18 protein-coding genes are annotated in these 20,583 nt (G+C 39.8%); 6 read left to right on the top strand and 12 right to left on the bottom strand.

Annotated features, from left to right (window positions below; translation table 11 throughout):
• Positions 1 to 7: 7 nt before the first annotated feature.
• From KFZ56_RS05745 to KFZ56_RS05715, 7 genes are all read right to left on the bottom strand, one after another.
• Positions 8 to 1,198: a GTP-binding protein gene (locus KFZ56_RS05745; RefSeq protein WP_222640851.1), complete on the bottom strand. Its 1,191-nt coding sequence runs from the start codon at positions 1,196 to 1,198 to the stop codon at positions 8 to 10.
• 15 nt (positions 1,199 to 1,213) lie between these two features.
• Entirely contained in the window at positions 1,214 to 2,890 is a 1,677-nt protein-coding gene (locus KFZ56_RS05740; protein ID WP_222640849.1) for a nucleoside recognition domain-containing protein, read from the bottom strand.
• The gene (locus KFZ56_RS05735; protein ID WP_222640848.1) at positions 2,884 to 3,993 is read right to left on the bottom strand and encodes an NAD(P)/FAD-dependent oxidoreductase; all 1,110 of its coding nucleotides are present in this window, start codon (positions 3,991 to 3,993) and stop codon (positions 2,884 to 2,886) included. Before KFZ56_RS05735 ends, KFZ56_RS05740 begins: the two co-directional genes overlap by 7 nt.
• A gap of 45 nt (positions 3,994 to 4,038) precedes the next feature.
• On the bottom strand, positions 4,039 to 5,001 hold the full coding sequence (locus tag KFZ56_RS05730; RefSeq protein ID WP_222640847.1) for a CobW family GTP-binding protein: 963 nt from the start codon (positions 4,999 to 5,001) through the stop codon (positions 4,039 to 4,041).
• A gap of 134 nt (positions 5,002 to 5,135) precedes the next feature.
• The gene (rpsN, locus tag KFZ56_RS05725; RefSeq protein WP_222640845.1) at positions 5,136 to 5,405 is read right to left on the bottom strand and encodes a 30S ribosomal protein S14; all 270 of its coding nucleotides are present in this window, start codon (positions 5,403 to 5,405) and stop codon (positions 5,136 to 5,138) included.
• Positions 5,406 to 5,473: 68 nt separating this feature from the next.
• The gene (locus KFZ56_RS05720) at positions 5,474 to 6,475 is read right to left on the bottom strand and encodes a metal-binding protein ZinT (RefSeq protein ID WP_222640844.1); all 1,002 of its coding nucleotides are present in this window, start codon (positions 6,473 to 6,475) and stop codon (positions 5,474 to 5,476) included.
• Between the two features lie 294 nt (positions 6,476 to 6,769).
• Entirely contained in the window at positions 6,770 to 9,973 is a 3,204-nt protein-coding gene (locus KFZ56_RS05715) for an efflux RND transporter permease subunit (protein ID WP_309228257.1), read from the bottom strand.
• Positions 9,974 to 10,115: 142 nt separating this feature from the next.
• Between KFZ56_RS05715 and KFZ56_RS05710 the strand changes: the two genes are divergently transcribed.
• Complete coding sequence (locus KFZ56_RS05710; protein WP_222640843.1) at positions 10,116 to 10,718, top strand: TetR/AcrR family transcriptional regulator; 603 nt, start codon at positions 10,116 to 10,118, stop codon at positions 10,716 to 10,718.
• A gap of 171 nt (positions 10,719 to 10,889) precedes the next feature.
• Here KFZ56_RS05710 and KFZ56_RS05705 read toward each other — a convergent pair whose 3' ends face one another.
• The gene (locus tag KFZ56_RS05705; RefSeq protein WP_222640842.1) at positions 10,890 to 11,225 is read right to left on the bottom strand and encodes a hypothetical protein; all 336 of its coding nucleotides are present in this window, start codon (positions 11,223 to 11,225) and stop codon (positions 10,890 to 10,892) included.
• Positions 11,226 to 11,310: 85 nt separating this feature from the next.
• Here KFZ56_RS05705 and KFZ56_RS05700 point away from each other — a divergent pair, with 85 nt between their 5' ends.
• Positions 11,311 to 12,171, top strand: coding sequence for a DUF421 domain-containing protein (locus KFZ56_RS05700; protein ID WP_222640841.1), 861 nt, complete (start codon positions 11,311 to 11,313; stop codon positions 12,169 to 12,171).
• 106 nt (positions 12,172 to 12,277) lie between these two features.
• Complete coding sequence (locus KFZ56_RS05695) at positions 12,278 to 12,811, top strand: cupin domain-containing protein (protein ID WP_222640840.1); 534 nt, start codon at positions 12,278 to 12,280, stop codon at positions 12,809 to 12,811.
• A 168-nt stretch (positions 12,812 to 12,979) separates the two neighbouring features.
• Here the strand turns inward: KFZ56_RS05695 and KFZ56_RS05690 are convergent, their stop codons facing one another.
• Complete coding sequence (locus tag KFZ56_RS05690; RefSeq protein ID WP_222640839.1) at positions 12,980 to 13,573, bottom strand: TetR/AcrR family transcriptional regulator; 594 nt, start codon at positions 13,571 to 13,573, stop codon at positions 12,980 to 12,982.
• A 212-nt stretch (positions 13,574 to 13,785) separates the two neighbouring features.
• On the opposite strand from KFZ56_RS05690, the gene KFZ56_RS05685 reads away from it, so the two are divergent.
• From KFZ56_RS05685 to KFZ56_RS05675, 3 genes are read left to right on the top strand one after another with little or no spacing between them, the layout of a single operon-like run.
• A complete protein-coding gene (locus tag KFZ56_RS05685) occupies positions 13,786 to 14,727 on the top strand; it encodes an ABC transporter ATP-binding protein (RefSeq protein WP_222640838.1) in 942 nt (313 codons plus the stop codon).
• Positions 14,728 to 14,739: 12 nt separating this feature from the next.
• Positions 14,740 to 15,909: an ABC transporter permease gene (locus tag KFZ56_RS05680; protein ID WP_222640836.1), complete on the top strand. Its 1,170-nt coding sequence runs from the start codon at positions 14,740 to 14,742 to the stop codon at positions 15,907 to 15,909.
• Between the two features lie 29 nt (positions 15,910 to 15,938).
• Positions 15,939 to 17,051 carry an ABC transporter permease gene (locus KFZ56_RS05675; RefSeq protein WP_222640834.1) on the top strand — a complete coding sequence of 371 codons (1,113 nt, stop codon included), beginning with the start codon at positions 15,939 to 15,941 and terminating at the stop codon, positions 17,049 to 17,051.
• 333 nt (positions 17,052 to 17,384) lie between these two features.
• On the opposite strand, the gene KFZ56_RS05670 is transcribed toward KFZ56_RS05675, so the two are convergent.
• The 3 genes from KFZ56_RS05670 to KFZ56_RS05660 form a co-directional block, all read right to left on the bottom strand.
• The gene (locus tag KFZ56_RS05670; RefSeq protein ID WP_222640832.1) at positions 17,385 to 18,236 is read right to left on the bottom strand and encodes a DUF72 domain-containing protein; all 852 of its coding nucleotides are present in this window, start codon (positions 18,234 to 18,236) and stop codon (positions 17,385 to 17,387) included.
• A 97-nt stretch (positions 18,237 to 18,333) separates the two neighbouring features.
• Positions 18,334 to 19,155, bottom strand: coding sequence for an ABC transporter permease (locus KFZ56_RS05665; protein WP_222640830.1), 822 nt, complete (start codon positions 19,153 to 19,155; stop codon positions 18,334 to 18,336).
• A gap of 15 nt (positions 19,156 to 19,170) precedes the next feature.
• Positions 19,171 to 20,085 carry an ATP-binding cassette domain-containing protein gene (locus tag KFZ56_RS05660; protein ID WP_222640828.1) on the bottom strand — a complete coding sequence of 305 codons (915 nt, stop codon included), beginning with the start codon at positions 20,083 to 20,085 and terminating at the stop codon, positions 19,171 to 19,173.
• Positions 20,086 to 20,583 lie beyond the last annotated feature (498 nt).

The raw sequence follows: 20,583 nt of genomic DNA, 5'->3' as shown, positions 1-20,583 counted from the left end.
TCCCTTCTTAAGATAATCGCCAAGGAAATGGGTTTGTGAAACTCGACCAGTCCTCACTCATTTCCAATTCACTCAGCAGGCAATGTTCCAAATCATCTGTTATCTGTTTACGGTCTAAATCCATTCCGATAAAAACGATCTTCGTATGACGGTCTCCGAATTCCGGATCCCAAGACGCTCTGACTTCCGGAGTATTTTCTACTATTTCTTTTTGCTGTTTTTTTGGCAAAGAAGCAACCCAATAAGCTAATGGTTCCACATCCACGGAAGGGCCTGCCTGTGACAGTAATAACGCTAAATCATGATGCGTTGCACACCAAATTACTCCTTTCATGCGGACAATCTCTTCAGGCAAATCCTGATACCAGCTTACCAATCGCTCCGTATGAAAAGGTAATCTGGAATGATATACAAATGAGCCAATCCCATACTCCTCCGTTTCCGGTGTATGATTTTCGATTCCTTCGTCCAATTCCTTTAACCAGCCAGCTGATTCGCTGGCCTTTATGAAATCGAATAGTTTCGTGTTTACTATTTCTTTTGGATCTATATTCGTGTGCTGCGTACGGATGATTTTCGCTTCCGGCTGTAATTTACGAATCACCTGCTCCAGCTTCTGCAAATCTTCCTCTTTAACCAAGTCGGTTTTATTAAGAATAAGTACATTGCAGAATTCAATTTGATCAATTAGTAAATCGGCAATATTTCGTTCGTCAACGTCGCTGACAGCCTGCTTTCTGTCAAGCAGTGAATCACCTGAACCAAAATCATGCCAGAAGCGTTTCGCATCCACAACGGTGACCATCGTATCCAAACGGCAATATTCCGCTAAATCAATCTCCATGGCTTCATTGACATAAGAAAATGTTTGAGCGACTGGAATCGGCTCACTGATGCCAGAGGACTCAATCAAGATATAATCGACCTCCCCTTTTCTCACCAGCTTTTCAACCTCCACTAATAAATCTTCCCGCAGTGTACAGCAAATACATCCGTTAGACATTTCAACCAGCTTCTCTTCAGTACGTGAAAAACCGCCCTGCGCTTGCACCAGTTCACTATCAATATTAACTTCACTCATGTCATTGACGATAACCGCCACCTTTAACCCCTCCCGGTTATGTAAGACATGGTTTAATAACGTTGTTTTACCGGCTCCTAAATAGCCGCTTAATACTGTAACAGGAATCCTTTTCATTTGTTTGTCCTCCTTTTAATTTATAAAATATAAACCAGCAGCAAGAAACGCTGCACTCACAACACTTGTTAACATTTGCTTTCCTCCGATAGATAAGGAAACTTTCCAGCCAAATTCCTTACCGATCGTAAATAATGTCACCAAACAGGCAGAAAGCGTAGATGCCAGGTAAACAAGAATAAAAATCTGACTAAGTGACATGTCCATTAATACATTTCCCTGTCCTTCATTTAAAACAAGCAGGCCATCCTTTCTGATAAAAGAAAAAATCAAGCCTGGTGCTGCCTCTACAGGTAAGGAAAACAGATACAATACCGGCATCGCTAGCCAGCTGAAAATAGATAATAAACCGATTGCTTGGAGCAGGGATGCAACCAGACAGATAACTAAAAATATCGGCATGGCTTGCAGTAAAAATTGTTTAATTGACCTGGCAACTTTCCAGGTAATTGCCTGACAGTTTATTTTTTGGATATAAGGAAGCGGCGCAATACGTGTCAGTTCATGTGCCCCATCCCGGTTCCAAATTCTTGTGTGAATCGCCCCGACGATAAATAAAGTAAATACATAAGGAATAAATAAAAGTGGAACATGAGCTGCATTAAAGATAGACAGCGTAGCTCCGATTTGATAACTGCATGCTGAACCGAATGCAATCAGGGAAACGCAAGCTGTACGTGTACAACTGCTACAGCCTCTGCTCTGAAAAACAGCGACAACATTACAGCCGAACCCCGTAATCACAGGAAGTAAATCCCTTCCGGTTAAACCAATCTTACGAAGCCATGGATCCAGCGCATGCGTTACATGCTCCTGTATGCCCGTTTCCTCTGTCAAGCTTGTCATGATGCTAATCAACAGAACAACAGGAAAAGCCCATAGAAACGAATAGGAGCCCAAAGTAATTAACCCGTAATCACCTATGATCACCTCAGCTAGAAAAGAAGGAGCCTGATCCACCCATAAAATAAGTGGATCAAGCAAATATTGCTCTATTATCGGCTCCAACCAGCTGACAAATAAAAAAGTGCCAAGTACCGGAAGGGCAAACATGGTAAAAATAAAGAAACAGGCCAATAGTGGTCCTGCTATTGGCAAACGGAATATCGGGATTAATTGATTCACATTATCGGTTGACGAGGATGGAAGAAAGTTGAGAATGCTTTTTGCCACTCCCCAAATGGATGCTTGTTCAATACAAGTAATGACTTTCTCTTGTTCTGCTTCCTCCATCTTTCTCGTATTAATCCAGACGATTGGAACCTGTAATAATCCCCTGATCCGATTTTGTTCAGCCTGAGAAGGCAGATATTTATCCCGATGGGTTGCAGCAATCGCAACCTTTTTTCCCTTCAAATGTAATTCCGCTTGCATCTCTATTAATTCTTCTTTCAGATTGGTTGCTTTCACGACTAATAGAATCGGCTTTTCAGCTTGGAAATGGTCTAAAGTAACTTGTGTGCTTTGACTGTCCATATCAAATTGAAGTCCGGGCAAGTCTGTTAAATAGATATTGGGTTGTAATTTGCAAGAAGCTTGTAAAGCAGAAATCGTTGATCCTTTTACATTTTTGGCAATTGCACTTTTATCACCAGTTAACTGACGAAACAGACCGGATTTTCCAACCGACTCATTACCTATCAGCAATACTTCATCCTGAATAGATGGAACGGCTTGGGTACGCTCTAGCATTGGCACATTTCTCCGCACGCTGACAGATCATTTAAATAAAAGTTTTCCTGCTTATACATTTCTAAAATAGATAAATCTAAGCTTAAATCCCAGCCGATTGTTTCAGCTATGACTGCATAACGCTGGCGGAATTTATAAATGTAACAAAAAATATGATCATCATGCCGCAGTTCTGGTCCTGCCAGAAACAGACCAGGAGTTGCAAGCGATTCATCCTTCTCATTCACAAGTACTTCATTATGCTCACCGCGTGTGACCAAGTTTTCGATTAGGGTGGTACTCCCCTCAAAACCGGTTGCTAGAATAGGTTTTTCCGGAGTAAAATATACTCCTCCGTCCGTTGTATACACATCATATCCGGATGCATTTGCTTCGATTTGGGTTACTGCTGTATTGCCCGCAACAGTTAGTAAATTCGAATCAAATAAATGGCGTACCCTATTATAAGTATAGACGGACAAGGCAATACTCGGATCACTGTTATCCAGTTCCCATGTATTTGTCCTAGCAATGACAGTAGCCTTTTTACCAAGCTTTCCTAATTGATAAGCAGCATCCATGCCACTTTCATATCCTCCGACAACGATAAAATCATTTCCATTCAGCTCCGCCCATGATGAAATCTGACTATTATGAATAGCAATATCTGCTCCAGGAAAAGGCCTTAAATTGGGATATTGATGCTGACCAGCTGCCCAAACCACATAGCGGCTCTGGTAAGTGCCTGCGAATGTCTCTATGGAAAAAATGGAATCCTTTTTGTTTACATGGTTCACTTGAACTCCTTTTTTAACAGGAATAGCAAAATGCTCAGCCACTACATTCAGGTATTTCGCGTAAGCAGATCCAGTAGGATGCTCCATATCAAGTGTATAAGCTGGCGAAGTTTTCGGAACGATTGCATTTAAATCCGTTTGTCCAAATCCCTGTGCCGGAAAAGAAGGGGTAATAAACCGCATTTCCTCCGGCCAGTGCAAAAAGGAAGCTCCTACCTCCTCTTTTTCCAAAACCAGAAAAGAGGCATTCATTTGCTTCAGTATAGCTGCAACACCAATTCCGGAAGGACCAGCTCCGACAATTATGACATCATATATTTTACTCACAATTAGCCTCCTCCAATCGTAATTATTACGACTTAAATACAAAAATTAAGCAAGGCAATATTGAAAGCCCCTTTCCAATTCTTGATGGTCAAGATGCTTTCCAATAAAAACAACCTCGCTCTGTCTTTTTTCATCCTTCATCCATGCATCGCCTTCTGTACCTGCAAATAGCATGTGTACCCCTTGAAACACAACTTTTTTATGAAACTGTTTAATAGAAAGTACACCCTTGTAACGATATAGATTTTCTCCTTTTACACGGACTAGATAGGCAAACCACTGATTCACTTTTTCTAAATCGAGTGGACGATCTTCCTGGAATACAAAAGATGTCACTTGATGATTGTGATGATGATGTGTTTCTGTTAATAGATTGGGATCCATGTTTAATGCATTGTCTAAATCAAAGGGTTTCTTCCCTATTACATCTTTGGTGTCTACGTTTCCATAAGTAGTATAAAACTGCTTAGCATTGGGATTCATATGCATCAACTGTTTTTGCAGCTGGCTTTTTTCATCTCCCGTAATCAAATCCAACTTATTTAAAAGCAAAATATCAGCAAAAGCAATCTGCTTCCCCGGTTCTTCTTCCTTTAGATGTTGCCGTATATGTTTCGCGTCTACCATCGTAATGACACTGTCAATTTCAAAGGCATCTGCGGTTTGCTCATCCATCAGAAAAGTTTGAATAACCGGAGCTGGGTTTGCCATACCTGTTGTCTCAATGACAACCCTGTCCATTTTCTCTTCCTGCTTCATTAAATTATTTAATAAGTGGATTAAATCACCGCGCACATTACAGCAAATACAGCCGCTGTTTATTTCAATGATTTCTTCTTTTGTTGGTATCACTAGCTGACCATCAATGGATGTATCACCAAACTCATTGATGATGACAGCAACCTTCTCATCTGACATATCATACAACAAGTTATTTAACAATGTAGTTTTACCAGCGCCTAAAAAACCAGTTAAGATCGTTACCGGAATCGGTGTCTCTTGTGACAATGCTTTTCCTCCTTATCCATCACAGGAAAACAACGTTCCGCCAAACGCTGGCGGAAATATTTGTTTTCCTTCCTGTCTTTTATTGTAAAATGAATATAGAGACAACATAAGCTGCCATGCCCCTACTGCACCTCTTACCAGCTTGCTTTTTTCACACCGGGAATTTGTCCTTTATGCGCATATTCCCTAAAGGCAATACGTGACATGTTGAATTTCCGTAAATATCCGCGTGGTCTACCTGTAATTGCACAACGATTTTTTAAACGTGTTGGCGAAGCATCACGCGGCAATTTACGAAGTGCCTCATAATCCCCTTTTGCCTTTAGTTCTCTTCGTAATGCCGCATATTGTGCAACCATTTGCTGTCGCTTTTTCTCTTTTGCGATTTTGGATTTTTTAGCCATTCTATCTTACTCCTTTGACGTGTTCTTTTTCTTAACATTTGACGACCAAGTTACCCCCACATCCATCATTAATGTGCTAACAAATCACGTACGATACCCTCTTCATCTAAATCGGAAGGATAATACGTTGGCCAATTCGTAACTTCCTCTAAAAGCTCCTCACGATCATCTCCCCAATATAAGTGGAAATGATAGGATTCCGTCGGAAAAATATTATGATCACTAAATTGAATATATTGGGGCATTTCATCGGATCCATCAACGAATTCAAATATAAATCGCACCCCTCGATTACCTGCTTCATAATCAAGAATTTCGTAGCCATCTGATGCATACGTTCCCGAATATTCATTGTCATTTTCGATAAATGTTACTTTTTCATCCTCAATAATAATGCGATCAAGATCTGTTTCATATCCAGTCGTATAATACTCCTTGTATTCCTCTTCAGTCATCTCTCCATCTTCTGCTTTGGTTTCAAACACTTCGTCTAAATCTCCGGATAAAAGGTATGGATAAACCGATTGCCAATCCCCTTCCCAATCAGACAACTCCCGATCTTCAACTTGACTATCTTCAAAATAACCTTCATATATTTGTTGACTTTCTTCATCATCACCATGATGGTCATCAATGACAACTTCCACAGGCTCGGATTGGACGCTTGGCTCGTGGTCATTATCGAATAAGACAGCTTTAATTTCTAAACCATCAACGGTTGCTTCATCAGTAAATGTTTCTGTCTCTTGTCCGGAAACAACTTCCCATTCCCCATTTTTGCCTTCTCTACTGTACCAGTGCCAATGATCAAACTGGGAATCCTCATCTAATGTGGCAGTTAGCTCAATCGTATCTCCGGTATGATAATGATCAGCAACTCCTTCGATTTCTATATCTTCCGGTGCTTCCATACGTGATTCGCTATCTTCTTGATGATCATGCTCCTCATCTGTATGTACTTCTTCTCCACCTTCCTCTGTTTCAACTTGCTCGCTTTCTGTCGCTTGACATGCTGTTAAATAGAAACTTAGCAACAATAAGCTTAGTAAACTAATTAGCAATCTCTTCATTTGTCCTTCCCTCTCCTATACATATAATTTATAAATCGTAATCGTTACGATTTGTTTAGTATTATATACGACAAGAGTAGAAATGTAAATAGGAATCATTACGATTTAAAAAATATAGAAATCCATTTAGAAAATGGACTATGCTAATCAGAATTGGAAAAAAGATATAGGGCAGATAATAATATTGAATTATGAAGCTCGATATGGAGGAGCTTACGCGTGCACGAAAGAAAATCCAAACTTATTCTTAGTTGAATAAGTTTGGATTATTCTTTTACATGCCTTTATTCAAGGTTAAGATTTATCATCCGAATCTTCATCTGGTTGTTTTTCTTCAAGATAGTTATATGCGCCATCTTGATCATTATTATCTAATGCATCTTCTTCCTGTTTCTTTTTCTCATCAACTTGACGCTGTGTAATAATTTCTCCATCCGGCGTCATATATTTTTTATTCATTTTTCTTGTTTCCGGATCAATAAAGCTGTAGATAATTGGAATGACAAACAATGTTAGGAACGTACTTGCTGTCAGTCCGCCAATGACAACAATACCCATCGGTGCAATTCCTTCCATCCCTTCTCCAATTTCCAGGGTTAAAGGAAACATCCCTAAAATGGTGGTAACAGCTGTAATGAGTATCGGTCTGAATCTGTCTTGAACACTGACCTCAATCGCCTCATACGCAGACATTCCCTTTTCCTTCTGCTGCTGGATATAGTCCACGATCAAGATTGCATTGTTGACAACAATTCCGATAAGCAGAATGATACCTACCATCGCTATCACACTCAGTGGGTTATTGGTAATCAACAAGGACAAGGCAATACCAATAAATGCTAATGGAATCGTCATAATAACTGCAAATGGTGCTTTAAATGATTCAAATTGAGCAACCATGACAAGGTAGATAAACACAATTCCAAGCGCAATCGCCAATATTAATTGCGGGATGGCATCATTGAGCATTTCCATATCTCCGCCCATAGCGTGCTCCGTATCTTCATGCAGATCAAGATCATCCACATCTTCTTCAATTAGCTGACTCGCTTCATTCAGAGAAAGGCTGTCGCTATAGGAAATGGTTAATTCTCTTGTATCTGCCATCTCATCTCTATTAATAAGCGTAGGTGATTCCCCTTCTTCCAGGGAAGCAATATCCCCTAAATCCACATAGTCGCCTTCATCATTTGGAATAGAAATATTTTCAAACGCTGCTTCGCTTTCCAAGACATCAGCAGGATATTTCACATTAATGGTAGTAAAGCCGCCAGTTTCCTCTATCGTAGAAGCTTCGACACCATTTGTTGCTTCATATAAAGCTTCTCCAACCTGTGCTGGCTGCAGTCCATTATCCCGCGCCTCTGCACGATCAACGACTACCTGTAATTCTTCCACCGTTCCTTCATTGCTGGATGTTACACTATTAATGTCCACTTCCTCTTCCAATGCATCGATAACATCGGTTTCTGCTTCGTCCAGTCGTTCTTCATCATCGTCTGAAAGATTCAGTACAATCGTATTTGGCTCTCCGGCACTGGCCTGTGACATCGGAACAACGTCAATCTCTGCAGAAGCATCGGTTTCTTGAATATCATCTTCTACTTCATTGATAAACTCAGAAGTTGTGATATTCCGGTCACTTGCATCTGTTAATTGTACGCTCACCGTTGCCGTATTGCTTTCATCCGCAAAAGACATCATACCAGAAGAACCGGTTGTGCTTAGATAAGCATCGACTTCATTATGATTATCCAATTCCGCTTCAATATCTTCCACGGTTGCTAACGTATCTTCCAGCAAGGTTCCCTGTTCCTTCTCAACTTCTACTGTTAGAAAGCCTTCATCCTGTTCCGGCATGAACTCCATTCCCTGCACTGTCAAGCCAACAGCTCCAGCAGCAAATAAGACAACTGCAGTAACTAATACAGATGCTCTATGTCTTAGCGTCCATGCGGTGGCGCTTCTCAAACGCTTCATATACCCTTTTTGCTTCCGCTTCGTTTCATCCATATTTTTCGGCTCTGTCAAAATACGGCTTGCCAACATTGGCACAACGGTTACTGCTACAAACAAGGATGCCAGCAGACTGAATACAACTGTTATGGCCAATGGCGTAAATAACTGTCCCACTAAGCCGGTAACAAATACAACCGGTAAGAAAACAGAAGCTGTCGTTAAGGTTGATGCGAGTATTGCTGTAAATACTTCCCTCGTTCCTTCTCTTGCTGCTTGCTTAGGGGCTTTACCCATGGACAGATGTCGATAAATGTTTTCAATAACAACGATCGAATTATCCAGCAGCATCCCGATTCCAAGTGCTAAACCACCTAATGTCATCATATTGATACTGATGTTTGTGAAGAACAACAAAGCAAAGGTGGTAATAACGGAAAATGGAATGGACAGCCCGATAATCAACGGCGCTTTCAAATTTCTTAAAAACGCAAACAGCACAAACATCGCCAATACCGCACCGCTGATAAGGGAAACATAGATACTATCAATCGCCATATCGATATACTCCCCTTCATCATAAAGGGTGCTGACGGATAGCTGTTCATATTCATCGTCTTCCAATAAAGTATCCAGTTCTTCATTAAATGCAGCATTTACAGAGGACGCATTCGCACCATCTGCTAACATCATTTCAAGTTGAACAGCATCTTCCTCGTTGAAGCGGGTAATCACACCACCGTTATCTTCCGAGATAGATACATCGGCCACGTCATCCAATGTCACTTCTTCGTCAGGTATATCGAGCAATACGAGATCACGTAGTTCATCTAACCCTTCCAATTCATTCGTTGTACGTGTGGAAATATTATACCCTTGCTCTGTATCCTCAATCGTATTGATCGGCATAGAGATATTATTTGCCTCTATCATTCCGGCAATATCCGATTGTGACAGATTATAGTCTCCCAGTGCATCTGTATCTAATTCCACCGCCACTTCCCGATCCATCAAGCCATTAATATTAATGGATGCGACACCTTGAATGGATTCCAGTTCATTTGCTAAATCATTAATTTGATTTTCAAATTCCACCGTATCCCCATTTGTCGATGTAGCTGCCATTTGTATACTTGGCATCATGGAAATATCAAATTCGATAAAGCTCGGATCCTCTGCCTGATCCGGTAAATCGGCAGAAGAAATGGTACGGGTTATCTCGTTTTCCACTTCATCGATGGTCATATCATAATCAAATTCTAAAAAGACCAAAGATGAAGCTTCCTGTGATTGGGAAGAAATATTCTGTAACCCGGTAACGGTAGAAAGGTCCTCTTCAAGAGGTTCCGTCACATTATCCAACACTTCTTCCGGTCCCGCTCCAGGATAACTTGTTGCAACAACTGCAACAGGTGGTTCAATCTCCGGCATCATTTGAATTGGCAGTCTGGTCAATGAGACTGCTCCAAGAATTAAAAGGACAAGCATCACAACGATCGTGAATTTTGGTCGCTTGATCGAAAAGTTCGATAAATTCTTCACTTGCAAAACTCCTCTATGAAATTTTTATTGATACTTTAAAATTTCAACAACGTGTTGTAATATTTATTATAAGGAGATGGAACGCATTTAACAATGCACAATTGGACTTCATTTGTTGAAAATCAAAAGGAGGATTTTTATTTTGGGCGTTAAAGAGCAAACGAAATTTAATTTGAAAGAAGCATTTTGGTCCATTTATAAAGAAAAACCGATCAATAAAATTTCGATCAAAGAAATTACAAATCATGCAGGATACAATAGAGGTACATTCTACAATTACTACAATGATGTGTACGACATACTCCATGAAATTAAACAGGAATTCGTGCCATCAGAAGAATTAATCTCAACCATTCTGCAAAGATTCCAGAAAAATGATCTGAATCATTTTTCCGAAAAGGAGAAGGAGCAGGCTCGTTACGAAATGGAGCAGTCCTATGGAGAAGATATGAATGAAAGAATCATGGTACTACTCGGCCCGAAAGGAGATCCGGACTTTATATACGAATATAAAAAAGAGGCCAGGGATAGAGTTATGAAGCAAGTAAAAAATCTGGATGAAAAAGCGCAGGTTAAACTGGAGTATATCGTGGAATTTCTGATTTCCGGCTCTATCCATACTTGGATGCTGTGGAGAGATAATCACATGAATATATCCGAAAATGAATTGAATGGGCTATTTAACGAACTAGCGAAAAATGGATTTGAAAAAGTACTCGTTGATATACTTAACCGTACGAAGTAAAGCAAAATGAAATGAAATGATGTTTTTCAGTATTAGAATAACAAGGCGATTACCGAATAGGAAAAGAAGATTTTCGCATAGGGATATCCCCTTTTCTTTATAATCCATAAAAGTATCTTAACCATAACGAATATCATTGAACGTACATGGAATAATGGAAAACTTACTGATTTATAGGGAATATATATCTTCGAGTATGGTTCTGGTCGTAGCTATTTCAATTCTTGTGCTTAACGTGTCCCTTTCTTTCACTGTAGCAATGATATTATTTATACTTTCATATAAATCTTCATATTCTCCTTCATCCCCAATTAGTTGTATTTTCCACTTATCCTTCTCATACATTTCCTTCAATTCATTTGCTTGAGCGGATAGCTCTTCCCAATTCGGTTGATCTAACCCTTTTTCAAATTCGTTAATATGATGAAAAAATGCTTCACCTCCAATTTGGTTTGTACAAGCAGTTAGAAAAAATAGGAAACATAATAAAATTATTCCTTCCCTCACTTGTTCTTCCTCCTCGGAATGAATTTATATGCCTATTTTGTCCCATAATAATAAAAATACTACTTGCAAAAGGTGGAAAGACATTATGCCTGAACTGGTTGTAATATTATTACGTTCGATCATAGCTTTCTTATTGTTGTTTTTAATGGCAAGAATCATGGGAAAAAAACAAATCTCACAACTTACTTTTTTTGATTATTGTGTAGGAATAACGATTGGTTCCATTGCTGCAACGATGTCTGTTGATCAGAATGTAAAAGCTTTAAACGGAATCATGTCTTTATTTATTTGGGGATTATTTCCTATATTATTGGCTTATTTGGGTATGAAATCAAATGCTTTTTCTAAACTAGCAGATGGAAAGCCGACTACCTTAATAAAAAATGGGGAAGTATTGGAAGGGAATATGAAGAAAAACCTTCTGAATTTAAATGAATTAATGTTGCTACTAAGAGAACAGAACGTTTTCAAAGTATCTGACGTAGAAATGGCTGTTCTTGAAACAAATGGCGGTTTAAGTGTCATGCTAAAAACAGACAAACAGCCTGTTCATGCAAAAATGTTAGGCATTCCAGTTGAACAAGAACATGGCCCAAACATTTTGATTATGGATGGTACCATCATGGAAAAAAGCATTGAAAAGCTAGGATATACAGCTGAATGGTTATTGGGTGAAGTGCAAAAACAAGGTGCTAATGAAATTCAAGATGTCTTTATGGCACAAATTGATTCCCGTGGAGAATTATATGTCGATTTATACGAAGAAAAGAATAAATTATTAACGGTTGAGGAAAGGGCTTTACTCGGATCCAGTTTAAAAAAGATACAAGCGGACTTAGAATCCTTCGCGTTAGAAACGGAAAACCAGCAAGCAAAGAAAATGTATGCAGAGCAGGCAAATCATTTAGAAAAACTTTTGGCTTCAATCTTACCATATTTAAAATAAAACATTACAATGTTCCCGATGATTTCGTTTTTTTACCAGTTAGGTAACTTCCCTATGTGTTACACATATAATAATGTTGATTATTATTATGAAGGGAATGAAGAAAATGTACTGGGTTTATCCTCCACCATACTATTACCCCTATGCGCCGTATCACTTTATAATGCATCCAGCTGACCAAGGAAATAGGCTCCAATTAGAGCCTTTTCAACAAAATGAAAACAACGATGCCTATAGAATAAGCGATTACGGTCCACAACCATTTGTTTTAAATATTCATGAGGCAGCAAAAATAAATACTACGTATCGTACTGCTATATGGACAGGAAAATATCTACAAGTTACATTGATGTGTATTAATATTGGGGATGATATTGGTATAGAAATACATCCGGATACGGACCAATTCTTACGAATAGAGCAAGGACAGGGAATTGTAAGAATGGGAGAAAGTAAGGATAACCTGAATTTTGAAAGAAATGTATCCGACGATTCGGCCATTATGGTTCCTGCAGGTACATGGCATAATGTTATTAATACAGGGAACACTCCATTAAAACTCTATTCTATATATGCACCACCGCATCATCCGCACGGTACAGCGGAAGCAACAAAAGCGGATGCGATGAAAGAAGAATAGTTCGGAATACCCTATTATAGCTTCACCTCATACCCTCAGGTATGCCACTAAACCATGAAAAGAGCCCACTTTTTGGTATTGTGCCTACGAAGGGGGCTCCTTCTATGTCCCATGTAAAACTCGTTACCTACATCTTGAATCAACCTTCTTATAGTCCAATAGTAAGCATCACTTTAACCCGGCAGCATGAAAAGAACCTTTTATCGTCATCAGTGAGAGTTTCTCTGCCATGTATTCCGGTGAATACGGCATGTCATTCTCCAACCAATAAGAAATAGCACCTACATACCCATGTGCCACATAATAAACGAACAGCTCCTTAGGGATTTCCATTTTATCAGGACGAGGATGAAGTTTCTCTAAGTAATCCAACATATACTTCTCTATAATTTTCAACAATCGCTGTTGGAAGGACGAAATACCATTCTCTCCCATCATTACCTGAAAAAATTCCCCATGTTGATAAATATATTTAGTTGCTCTTACATAAAAGGGATTCGGTATATGCGCTAAGGTTAATTCCTCTTCACTCTTTGGAGCAACTTCTTCTACGAAAGATAATAATTCCTCGTTTATGGTCTTCTCCAATAAATCATATTTATCATAAAAATGTGCGTAGAACGTTGAGCGATTGATTTGTGCTTGCGTTGTTAATTTCATAATTGTAATTTCCTCAAAATCCATTTTTTTAAGAAGTACTAATAACGCCTCTTTTAAAAACTGCTTCGTCTTAATTACCCGTAAGTCGTTGGATTTTTCCATCAGACATTTCCTCCTCTTTTGTTGGTTATCTCATTGTTCATATACACATTGATTCTTCCTGTTTGTTAAACAACATATCGCAATAATTATTCGGTTGTACTTCGATTATACCCGACTTACAATAAAGACAACAACATGTTGTTACGTTAACAATATAGAGGCTAAGCTTTAACATGATTGCTTATCCCGTATTTTCTTAGGAGGGAAGGACTATGAAAACAATTTCCATTCACGATTTAAATAAATCTTATACCAAACGTTCAGGAGAAAAGTTTTTTGCATTAAAACATTTAAATATTGAAGTCGAGGCTGGAACGGTCTTTACATTATTAGGGCCAAATGGATCTGGGAAGACAACGACAATCAACATGATTAATGGGTTAAACAGACCGACAGATGGAAACATAAAAGTGATGCAATTAGATCCGGTCAAAGATATGAAAAAAGTACGCAGCCTTCTATCTGTCGTACCCCAGGAAACAGCTCTATATAACGATTTAACTGCAAAGGAAAACTTACTATTCCATGCACAATATTATGGTCTGCCCAAAAAGGATTGGCACGTGAGCATGCAACATGCGTTAAACCTAGTAGGATTAGAGAAAAGGCAAAATGACCGCGTAGGAACTTACTCCGGAGGAATGCAGCGGAGGCTGGCACTTGCTAGGTCTTTGATGACATCTCCTAAATTATTATTGCTTGATGAACCAACATTGGGAGTAGATGTCCAATCCAGAAATGCGATTTGGAATCAAATTAGAGAGTTAGCCAATGAAGGCAAAACGGTTTTCTTAACAACCAATTCCATGGAAGAAGCGGAAGCACTTGCTGATCATATTATGATTATTGACCATGGCAAAGAAATCATTTCTGGGACACCGAAAAGTCTAAAAAACGAAATGGATAGAAATGCCCTTTTGCTTGGTTTCCAAGATCAAGAAACGGCTAAAGAAGCGGTAAAGGTTCTTCAAGGCACTTATAAACTGACGCAACATAAAACAGAGATAGAAGTACAGGTTGAAGATAGAAAGAATATCTTTGCCCTGATGAACCAAATCCAATTTTTAAATGACAAAATGATTCGTTTTGAAATGAACGAACCTACATTAAATGATGTATTCTTGCATTTTACTGGACGAGAATTACGAAATTAGGAGGTGTATCGTATGTTTCCGGCAATCAAAGGAATGATGCTTAAAGATTTAAAAACATCTTTCAGAAATCCTAGTATGCTTATTTTGAGTATCATTGTTCCGATCGTCTTTATTTTTCTCTATTCGCTTATTTCCCAATTGTCAACTACGAATCCCATCGTTATCGCTCAACATTCGGATGATCCTGCAAGCAATGCGTTAACGACAATTATGGAAGAAATGGAAATAGAGGACGGCCCTTATTATGAAATCAGGACACTGGATCCAGATGAAGCTTTTCACATGTATCAGAATGGGGAGGCTCCGGCTTTAGTCGAAATACCGGAGGATTTTGATCAACAATTACAACAAAGCGAGCCTCCCAATGTGAAACTCTATGTTCATAATATGAATTCAGACGCAACAAAGAACTTTCAACTTCGTCTTTCCCATGCCTTGCATCAATTTCAAGAAAACGAAGACAGTGAACATCTGATAGATATACATGAAGCATCCTCGACGTTTGAAACGGATATTTCGATGAAATTATATGTATCTATTGGATTATTAATGTTTGCCGTCATTTATTCTGGGATGGTTAATACAGCCACCTTGTTAACAAGAGAATGGGAAGAACGAACCAGTAAAGAAATTTCATTATCACCGAATGGGTTTGCTCCATTATTAATAGCAAAAGCATTTACTGCTTTCCTATTAACAACGGTTACTACGATTTTAGTCATGATTTTAATGGCTTTTACATTAAACTTCCCTATTGAAAATGTTTCTCTAGCTGTTATAGGCTGGCTGGTTATCTTATTTCTAATCGGTGCTTCTTTGGGAGCATTTACAGGAGTAACCATTAAAAAATCCTTACCAGTGATCACTTTATCCGCTGTTATAGGTATATCACTTTATTTACTGTGCGGAAATGAATCTTCCATTCGTGGTTTTGCTTATGGGGGGCCGATTGCATTTGTTTGGAGACTATCCAGCTATTTACCAATGTCCTATATCACGGATACGATACGATTTATCTTTGTAACTGGAAAAAACCATATCCTAACAAGCGCATCCAACCCATTAACAACAACGACAAGCTTTTATACAAGCATGATTACCATACCAACAATGATCCTATTATTAAGCTGGGATTCCATTGTGAAATTAAAAAATAATTTGTTTGCTTCCAGTGGGCAGTAAGCGAACAATTCGAAAGAGGTGAAATCAATATGAAATGGAAAACAGGCTATTATGCTATTGCTGCTGTTAATAGAAGAAATAGGAAAATATTATTTCGACAAAAACAATTTCTTGTAGCGCCTTTTCTCATGCCTGTTGTTGTCATGATATTAACAGCTCTTATCATGGGTGCAGGTGGAGATGACTGGCCTGTTGGTCTGGTAAATGAATCAGACAGTGTGGAGTCACAAGACTTTGTGGAAACGTTAGAGAATGCACATTCCAACATTACTCCTTATTTTTCTATCCGAGAAATGGGGTATGAGCAAGCCAGTGATGCTGTTAAAGCAGGCAGACTTCAAATGCTTATTCGGATTCCGGATGACTTTCCGCAATCACAAACGGTTTATACCGAAACATTTAATATTAATTCAGACATGATGAAAAATGTGCGATTGCGCCTGGAACATACTGTATTAGACCAGCTCGAAGAACATAATGAGCTTCAAGCTACATCGGAACTAATTACGGAAAAGGAAAACGATGTGTGGAGAGAATCTTTTATTGCAGGTAGCACTGTCTTGCTTGCGCTGATGTTTACAGCTACGATCACAGCAGCGAATTTATTTGCCTTTGATATCGAAAATCGAACTCAGAAAGAAATGTCTCTTACGCCTTTAAATAATCTTTTGGGTGGCGTAGGCATTATTCTTACATCCGTTTTCATGGCATTTATCTCAGGAATGTTCACCATGCTTGTTGGTATGTTTGCCTTTCGATTAGAGCCGGAGAATCTATGGACCATGTTTATCGGGATGATACCTGTCCTCATTATTTGTGCCATCTTGGGGATTATTATCGCTCATTTCTTAAAAAGATATCGCGTATTTCAGCCTATCGTTATTGTTACTTTCATGGCTACCTTTTTCGGAGCTGGTGGGTATTCAAGCGTAGCTGGATTACCGCCAATTGCCAGAGCATTTTCAGATATATGGGCTTTCTCCTATATTTTTGAATGGTTTAATCCTATTCTACACAACTTTAGTAGTGGGTTAGAGATTACGCAATATATAGCGTTGATTATAGCAGCCTTCATTTTCATGGCTATACTCCCCATTATTTATAAAAGAGAATTATTAACAAAAAATAGTGGAGGACAATAAGTAATACATGTGTTACACAACAAAGATAGCCCATGCATCAAACTCAAACTTTAGATGGGGGCGTTTGGCTACGATACGTCGTTCATAATACGTTATTCAGAAGCGAACAGCGATTTGACACAAATAAAATGCAAATCGCTGTTTTTATTTTCCTCAGACGATACAGGGAGAACCACTCCAGCGAAGGACACGAGAAACCAATGAGCAATTCTCGTTGAAGTGGAGAAACGAATGTATGTGCTTGATCGAGGCTACATATCCCTAGCAGTTAGCGACTTAACGGAATAATTAGATAGGATTACACATGGCTCGCTGCTCGCATTATTCAGCACCTCAAAACAAACCCAGCTGCCTCGGCGCAAGCCCTTCATATTCGATCCCGAGCAGCTCTTGAAAATCCTTGGCATTCCCGGCCGCATCTCCGCCGGAATTATTGTTGAACAGCACAATAACATCTTTGGATGATTTCGCCAGCTTCCAAATCCGCTCTTTCCACTCCAGTAGTTCTTCCCTATTATACTGATACAAATAACGGACTTCCCGCCAATTCGTATCGCCGCTATTCGGCTTCGTCCACCCATGTACATTCCGGCCATGCATGCGAACCAACGTCATATTCGAATCTGTAGCTTCCGGCACAATCGGAACCGAGCCATCCCCCGCTTGCGGTTCATCACAAACAGCATGAATCCAGCCTTCCTCCTTCATGAAAGAAAGCGTGCGCTCGCGAAACGCACTGCTGAACCAGGTCTGATTTCTGAATTCCAACGCTACCGGGGTGTCGCCCATCATTTTCTTGCAGTACCTTAAATAATTCACATTCGCTTTCCTGCAATCAAACCAGGGCGGGAACTGAAACAGCACCATCGCTAGTTTTCCGGCATCCTGATAGGCCTTTAGCGATTCCTTAAAAGCCGTAAACATCTCCTCTTTCGTCTCAAAAGGAATATCCCCACGCTGATGGCCGGTCATTCCCTGGTAGGCTTTGACGACAAAACGGAAATTCTCCGGGGTTTCCCTGACCCATTTAGTCGCATTGCGAAGCGGCTGCACGGCATAAAATGACGCATCCACTTCCACCACCGGAAAATGACTGCCGTATTCTTTTAGCTTATCCCCCGCCTTCATTTGCGGAGAATATAGGGAGTAATGGTCTCCCCATCCTGTTACACCAATGTAAATCATTCGAACACCCCATGATACATGACTTCATCCTTTGCGGTTATGATAAGTTTGTACTTGTCATCAACCGCTCTCGTTTGTTCATTTGCAGAAGAACTTCCTAACGATTCGCGCGCCTGAAACTAAGCGTAGCCAGCAAGATCAGCAAGGCGGTGAATCCCAGCAAAAAGAAGACTTCACCTGCCATGGTGACAGGCTGGCCGAAGAAGGTAAGGTTTAGGCCCATCTCCTGTTGGACTGCAGTACTTAAATTCTCCACATCAATCATAATATGTTTCATCAAGTCCACCCCGTAAGTAACCGGGTTCAGTGTGACGAGGAAGCTAACCCATCCGGGCATGTTGTTCAGCGGGAACAATGCGCCGGATAAAAAAATCATCGGCATTACCAAGATATTTACCACAAGTTGAAATCCCTGCATAGAATTAAGTAGACTCGCAACCAAAAGCCCGAGAGACGCAAACGCACAGGCAATCATGAACATGACCGGAAGCAACTGAAGAAACGATAGCAGGTCAACCTCTATACCGAGTACAGGTAACAATATAAACATCATAACCCCCTGCATAAATGCAACAGAAGCGGATCCCAACATTTTTCCAATTGCGATATTCACCCGGGATACTGGCGATACGAGTATTTCTCGCATGTATCCGAAATCACGATCCTGAATGATAGATAGCGATGAAAAAATGGACGTCATTAAAAGCGTCATGGACACAATCCCCGGAAAGATAAATTCCGTATAATTAAAATTCTCCGCATCCGTTCCTGCACGGACTAGTGATTCCATGGAACCGCCCATCCCAACGCCAAATACCACTAAAAAAAGAATCGGCATGGAAAAAGAGCCGACCATCCGCGGTCGATCTCTGAAAAACTTAATAACATCCCGCTGCCATATGGCTATAATTCCTTCCATCAGTCATTCCTCCTGTTAATCTCTGATCTCGCGGCCTGTAAATGACAGAAACACATCATTCAAAGTAGGTTTACGAATATCTAATCCCGTAAGTGGTGTTTGCAGTGTTTTAATGAACTCGGAAACAAACGCATCACTATTTTCCACCTTACAGTAAATCACGTCACCCTTCAGCGACAGATCCACCACATCAAAGGTTTCCCTAATTTCTTTCATGGCTGCCTCATTGTTACTCGTGGTGATTTCAATTATATCACCGCCAAGTTGCTGTTTTAATCGTTTTGGCGTATCAATCGCAATGATCTCTCCATGATCCATGATGGCAATGCGATCACTGATTTCTGCTTCATCTAAATAATGCGTTGTTAAGAACATGGTGATATTTTCTTTTTCCTTCAGCTTCAAGATATACTCCCAAACATGAGCGCGTGTCTGCGGATCAAGCCCAACTGTCGGTTCATCAAGAAACAGCACTTTCGGATAGTGAAGCAGCCCGCGGGCGATTTCCAACCGTCGCTGCATACCACCGGAAAATTTCTCTACTAATGTATGGATGCTTTCCTGAAGATCCACAATGGCCAGCACCTCATCTATACGGGATTTACGCTTGGCGCGAGGGACACCATAGAACTTGCAATGTAACATCAGATTTTCCTTAGCCGTCAACTTCTCATCCAACGTATTTTGTTGAAAAATAATTCCGATACTTTCCCGTACCCGGTTCTGCTCTCGGACGACATCATATCCATTAATCGTCACCGTCCCACTTGTTGGCGGGAGCATAGTGGACAAAATATTGATCGTCGTACTTTTCCCTGCCCCATTTGGACCAAGAAAGCCAAAAATTTCTCCTTGCTCCACATGAAAATTGCTATTCTTGACAGCCTGAAAGGATTTATAGTTTTTCTTTAAATGGTCAACGTCAATCAATGTGCTTCTCCCCCTTTTCTTATCGGTTAATGATCAGCATGTCCTAGCACGCAGAAAATACAAATCACGCTTTACAGCGTAAGCGTCTCACCCACGGGGTATAAGTACGGCTTTAGCTCTGATTACGCCTTAGGCTCCGCAATCGCTAAGTTTTCTTTATCGGATGGCACTTTCGTGTTATCTCATCGTTTTCGGCGCTGGTAGCTGGACGAAGTCGTTTATCTTAACCAGTTATCCATCAGCAAATACTTTCATCATTTTCTACTCACCAAGTATAACAGAAGTGGAAAATCTTTTCTGTCCTTTAAAATGAAAGCAGTGGCAACTATCACTATTCCTATAACTTCAATCATGTCGTTTTCGTTTATCGAGAACAAAAACAAACGGAGGAAGTGTTATATGCTAAACAAGTATAGATTAACATGATTTCGTATTGACGTGTGGTACAATCATGGTAAGGAGATACAGCATGGGAATTTGCAAAACAGTCTTGGATAA

The sequence above is a fragment of the Virgibacillus sp. NKC19-3 genome (assembly GCF_019837165.1).
In the GTDB taxonomy this organism is placed as follows: Bacteria; Bacillota; Bacilli; order Bacillales; family Amphibacillaceae; genus Virgibacillus_L; species Virgibacillus_L saliphilus.
This window is presented reverse-complemented; position numbering and strand designations above follow the sequence as displayed.

What these genes read in the sequence shown, in the direction of transcription:
- KFZ56_RS05745 (WP_222640851.1), bottom strand. Translation starts at nt 1,198, where the DNA reads ATGAAAAGGATTCCTGTTACAGTATTAAGCGGCTATTTAGGAGCCGGT.
- KFZ56_RS05740 (WP_222640849.1), bottom strand. Translation starts at nt 2,890, where the DNA reads ATGCTAGAGCGTACCCAAGCCGTTCCATCTATTCAGGATGAAGTATTG.
- rpsN (WP_222640845.1), bottom strand. Translation starts at nt 5,405, where the DNA reads ATGGCTAAAAAATCCAAAATCGCAAAAGAGAAAAAGCGACAGCAAATG.
- KFZ56_RS05720 (WP_222640844.1), bottom strand. Translation starts at nt 6,475, where the DNA reads ATGAAGAGATTGCTAATTAGTTTACTAAGCTTATTGTTGCTAAGTTTC.
- KFZ56_RS05700 (WP_222640841.1), top strand. Translation starts at nt 11,311, where the DNA reads ATGCCTGAACTGGTTGTAATATTATTACGTTCGATCATAGCTTTCTTA.
- KFZ56_RS05695 (WP_222640840.1), top strand. Translation starts at nt 12,278, where the DNA reads ATGTACTGGGTTTATCCTCCACCATACTATTACCCCTATGCGCCGTAT.
- KFZ56_RS05690 (WP_222640839.1), bottom strand. Translation starts at nt 13,573, where the DNA reads ATGGAAAAATCCAACGACTTACGGGTAATTAAGACGAAGCAGTTTTTA.
- KFZ56_RS05685 (WP_222640838.1), top strand. Translation starts at nt 13,786, where the DNA reads ATGAAAACAATTTCCATTCACGATTTAAATAAATCTTATACCAAACGT.
- KFZ56_RS05680 (WP_222640836.1), top strand. Translation starts at nt 14,740, where the DNA reads ATGTTTCCGGCAATCAAAGGAATGATGCTTAAAGATTTAAAAACATCT.
- KFZ56_RS05675 (WP_222640834.1), top strand. Translation starts at nt 15,939, where the DNA reads ATGAAATGGAAAACAGGCTATTATGCTATTGCTGCTGTTAATAGAAGA.
- KFZ56_RS05670 (WP_222640832.1), bottom strand. Translation starts at nt 18,236, where the DNA reads ATGATTTACATTGGTGTAACAGGATGGGGAGACCATTACTCCCTATAT.
- KFZ56_RS05665 (WP_222640830.1), bottom strand. Translation starts at nt 19,155, where the DNA reads ATGGAAGGAATTATAGCCATATGGCAGCGGGATGTTATTAAGTTTTTC.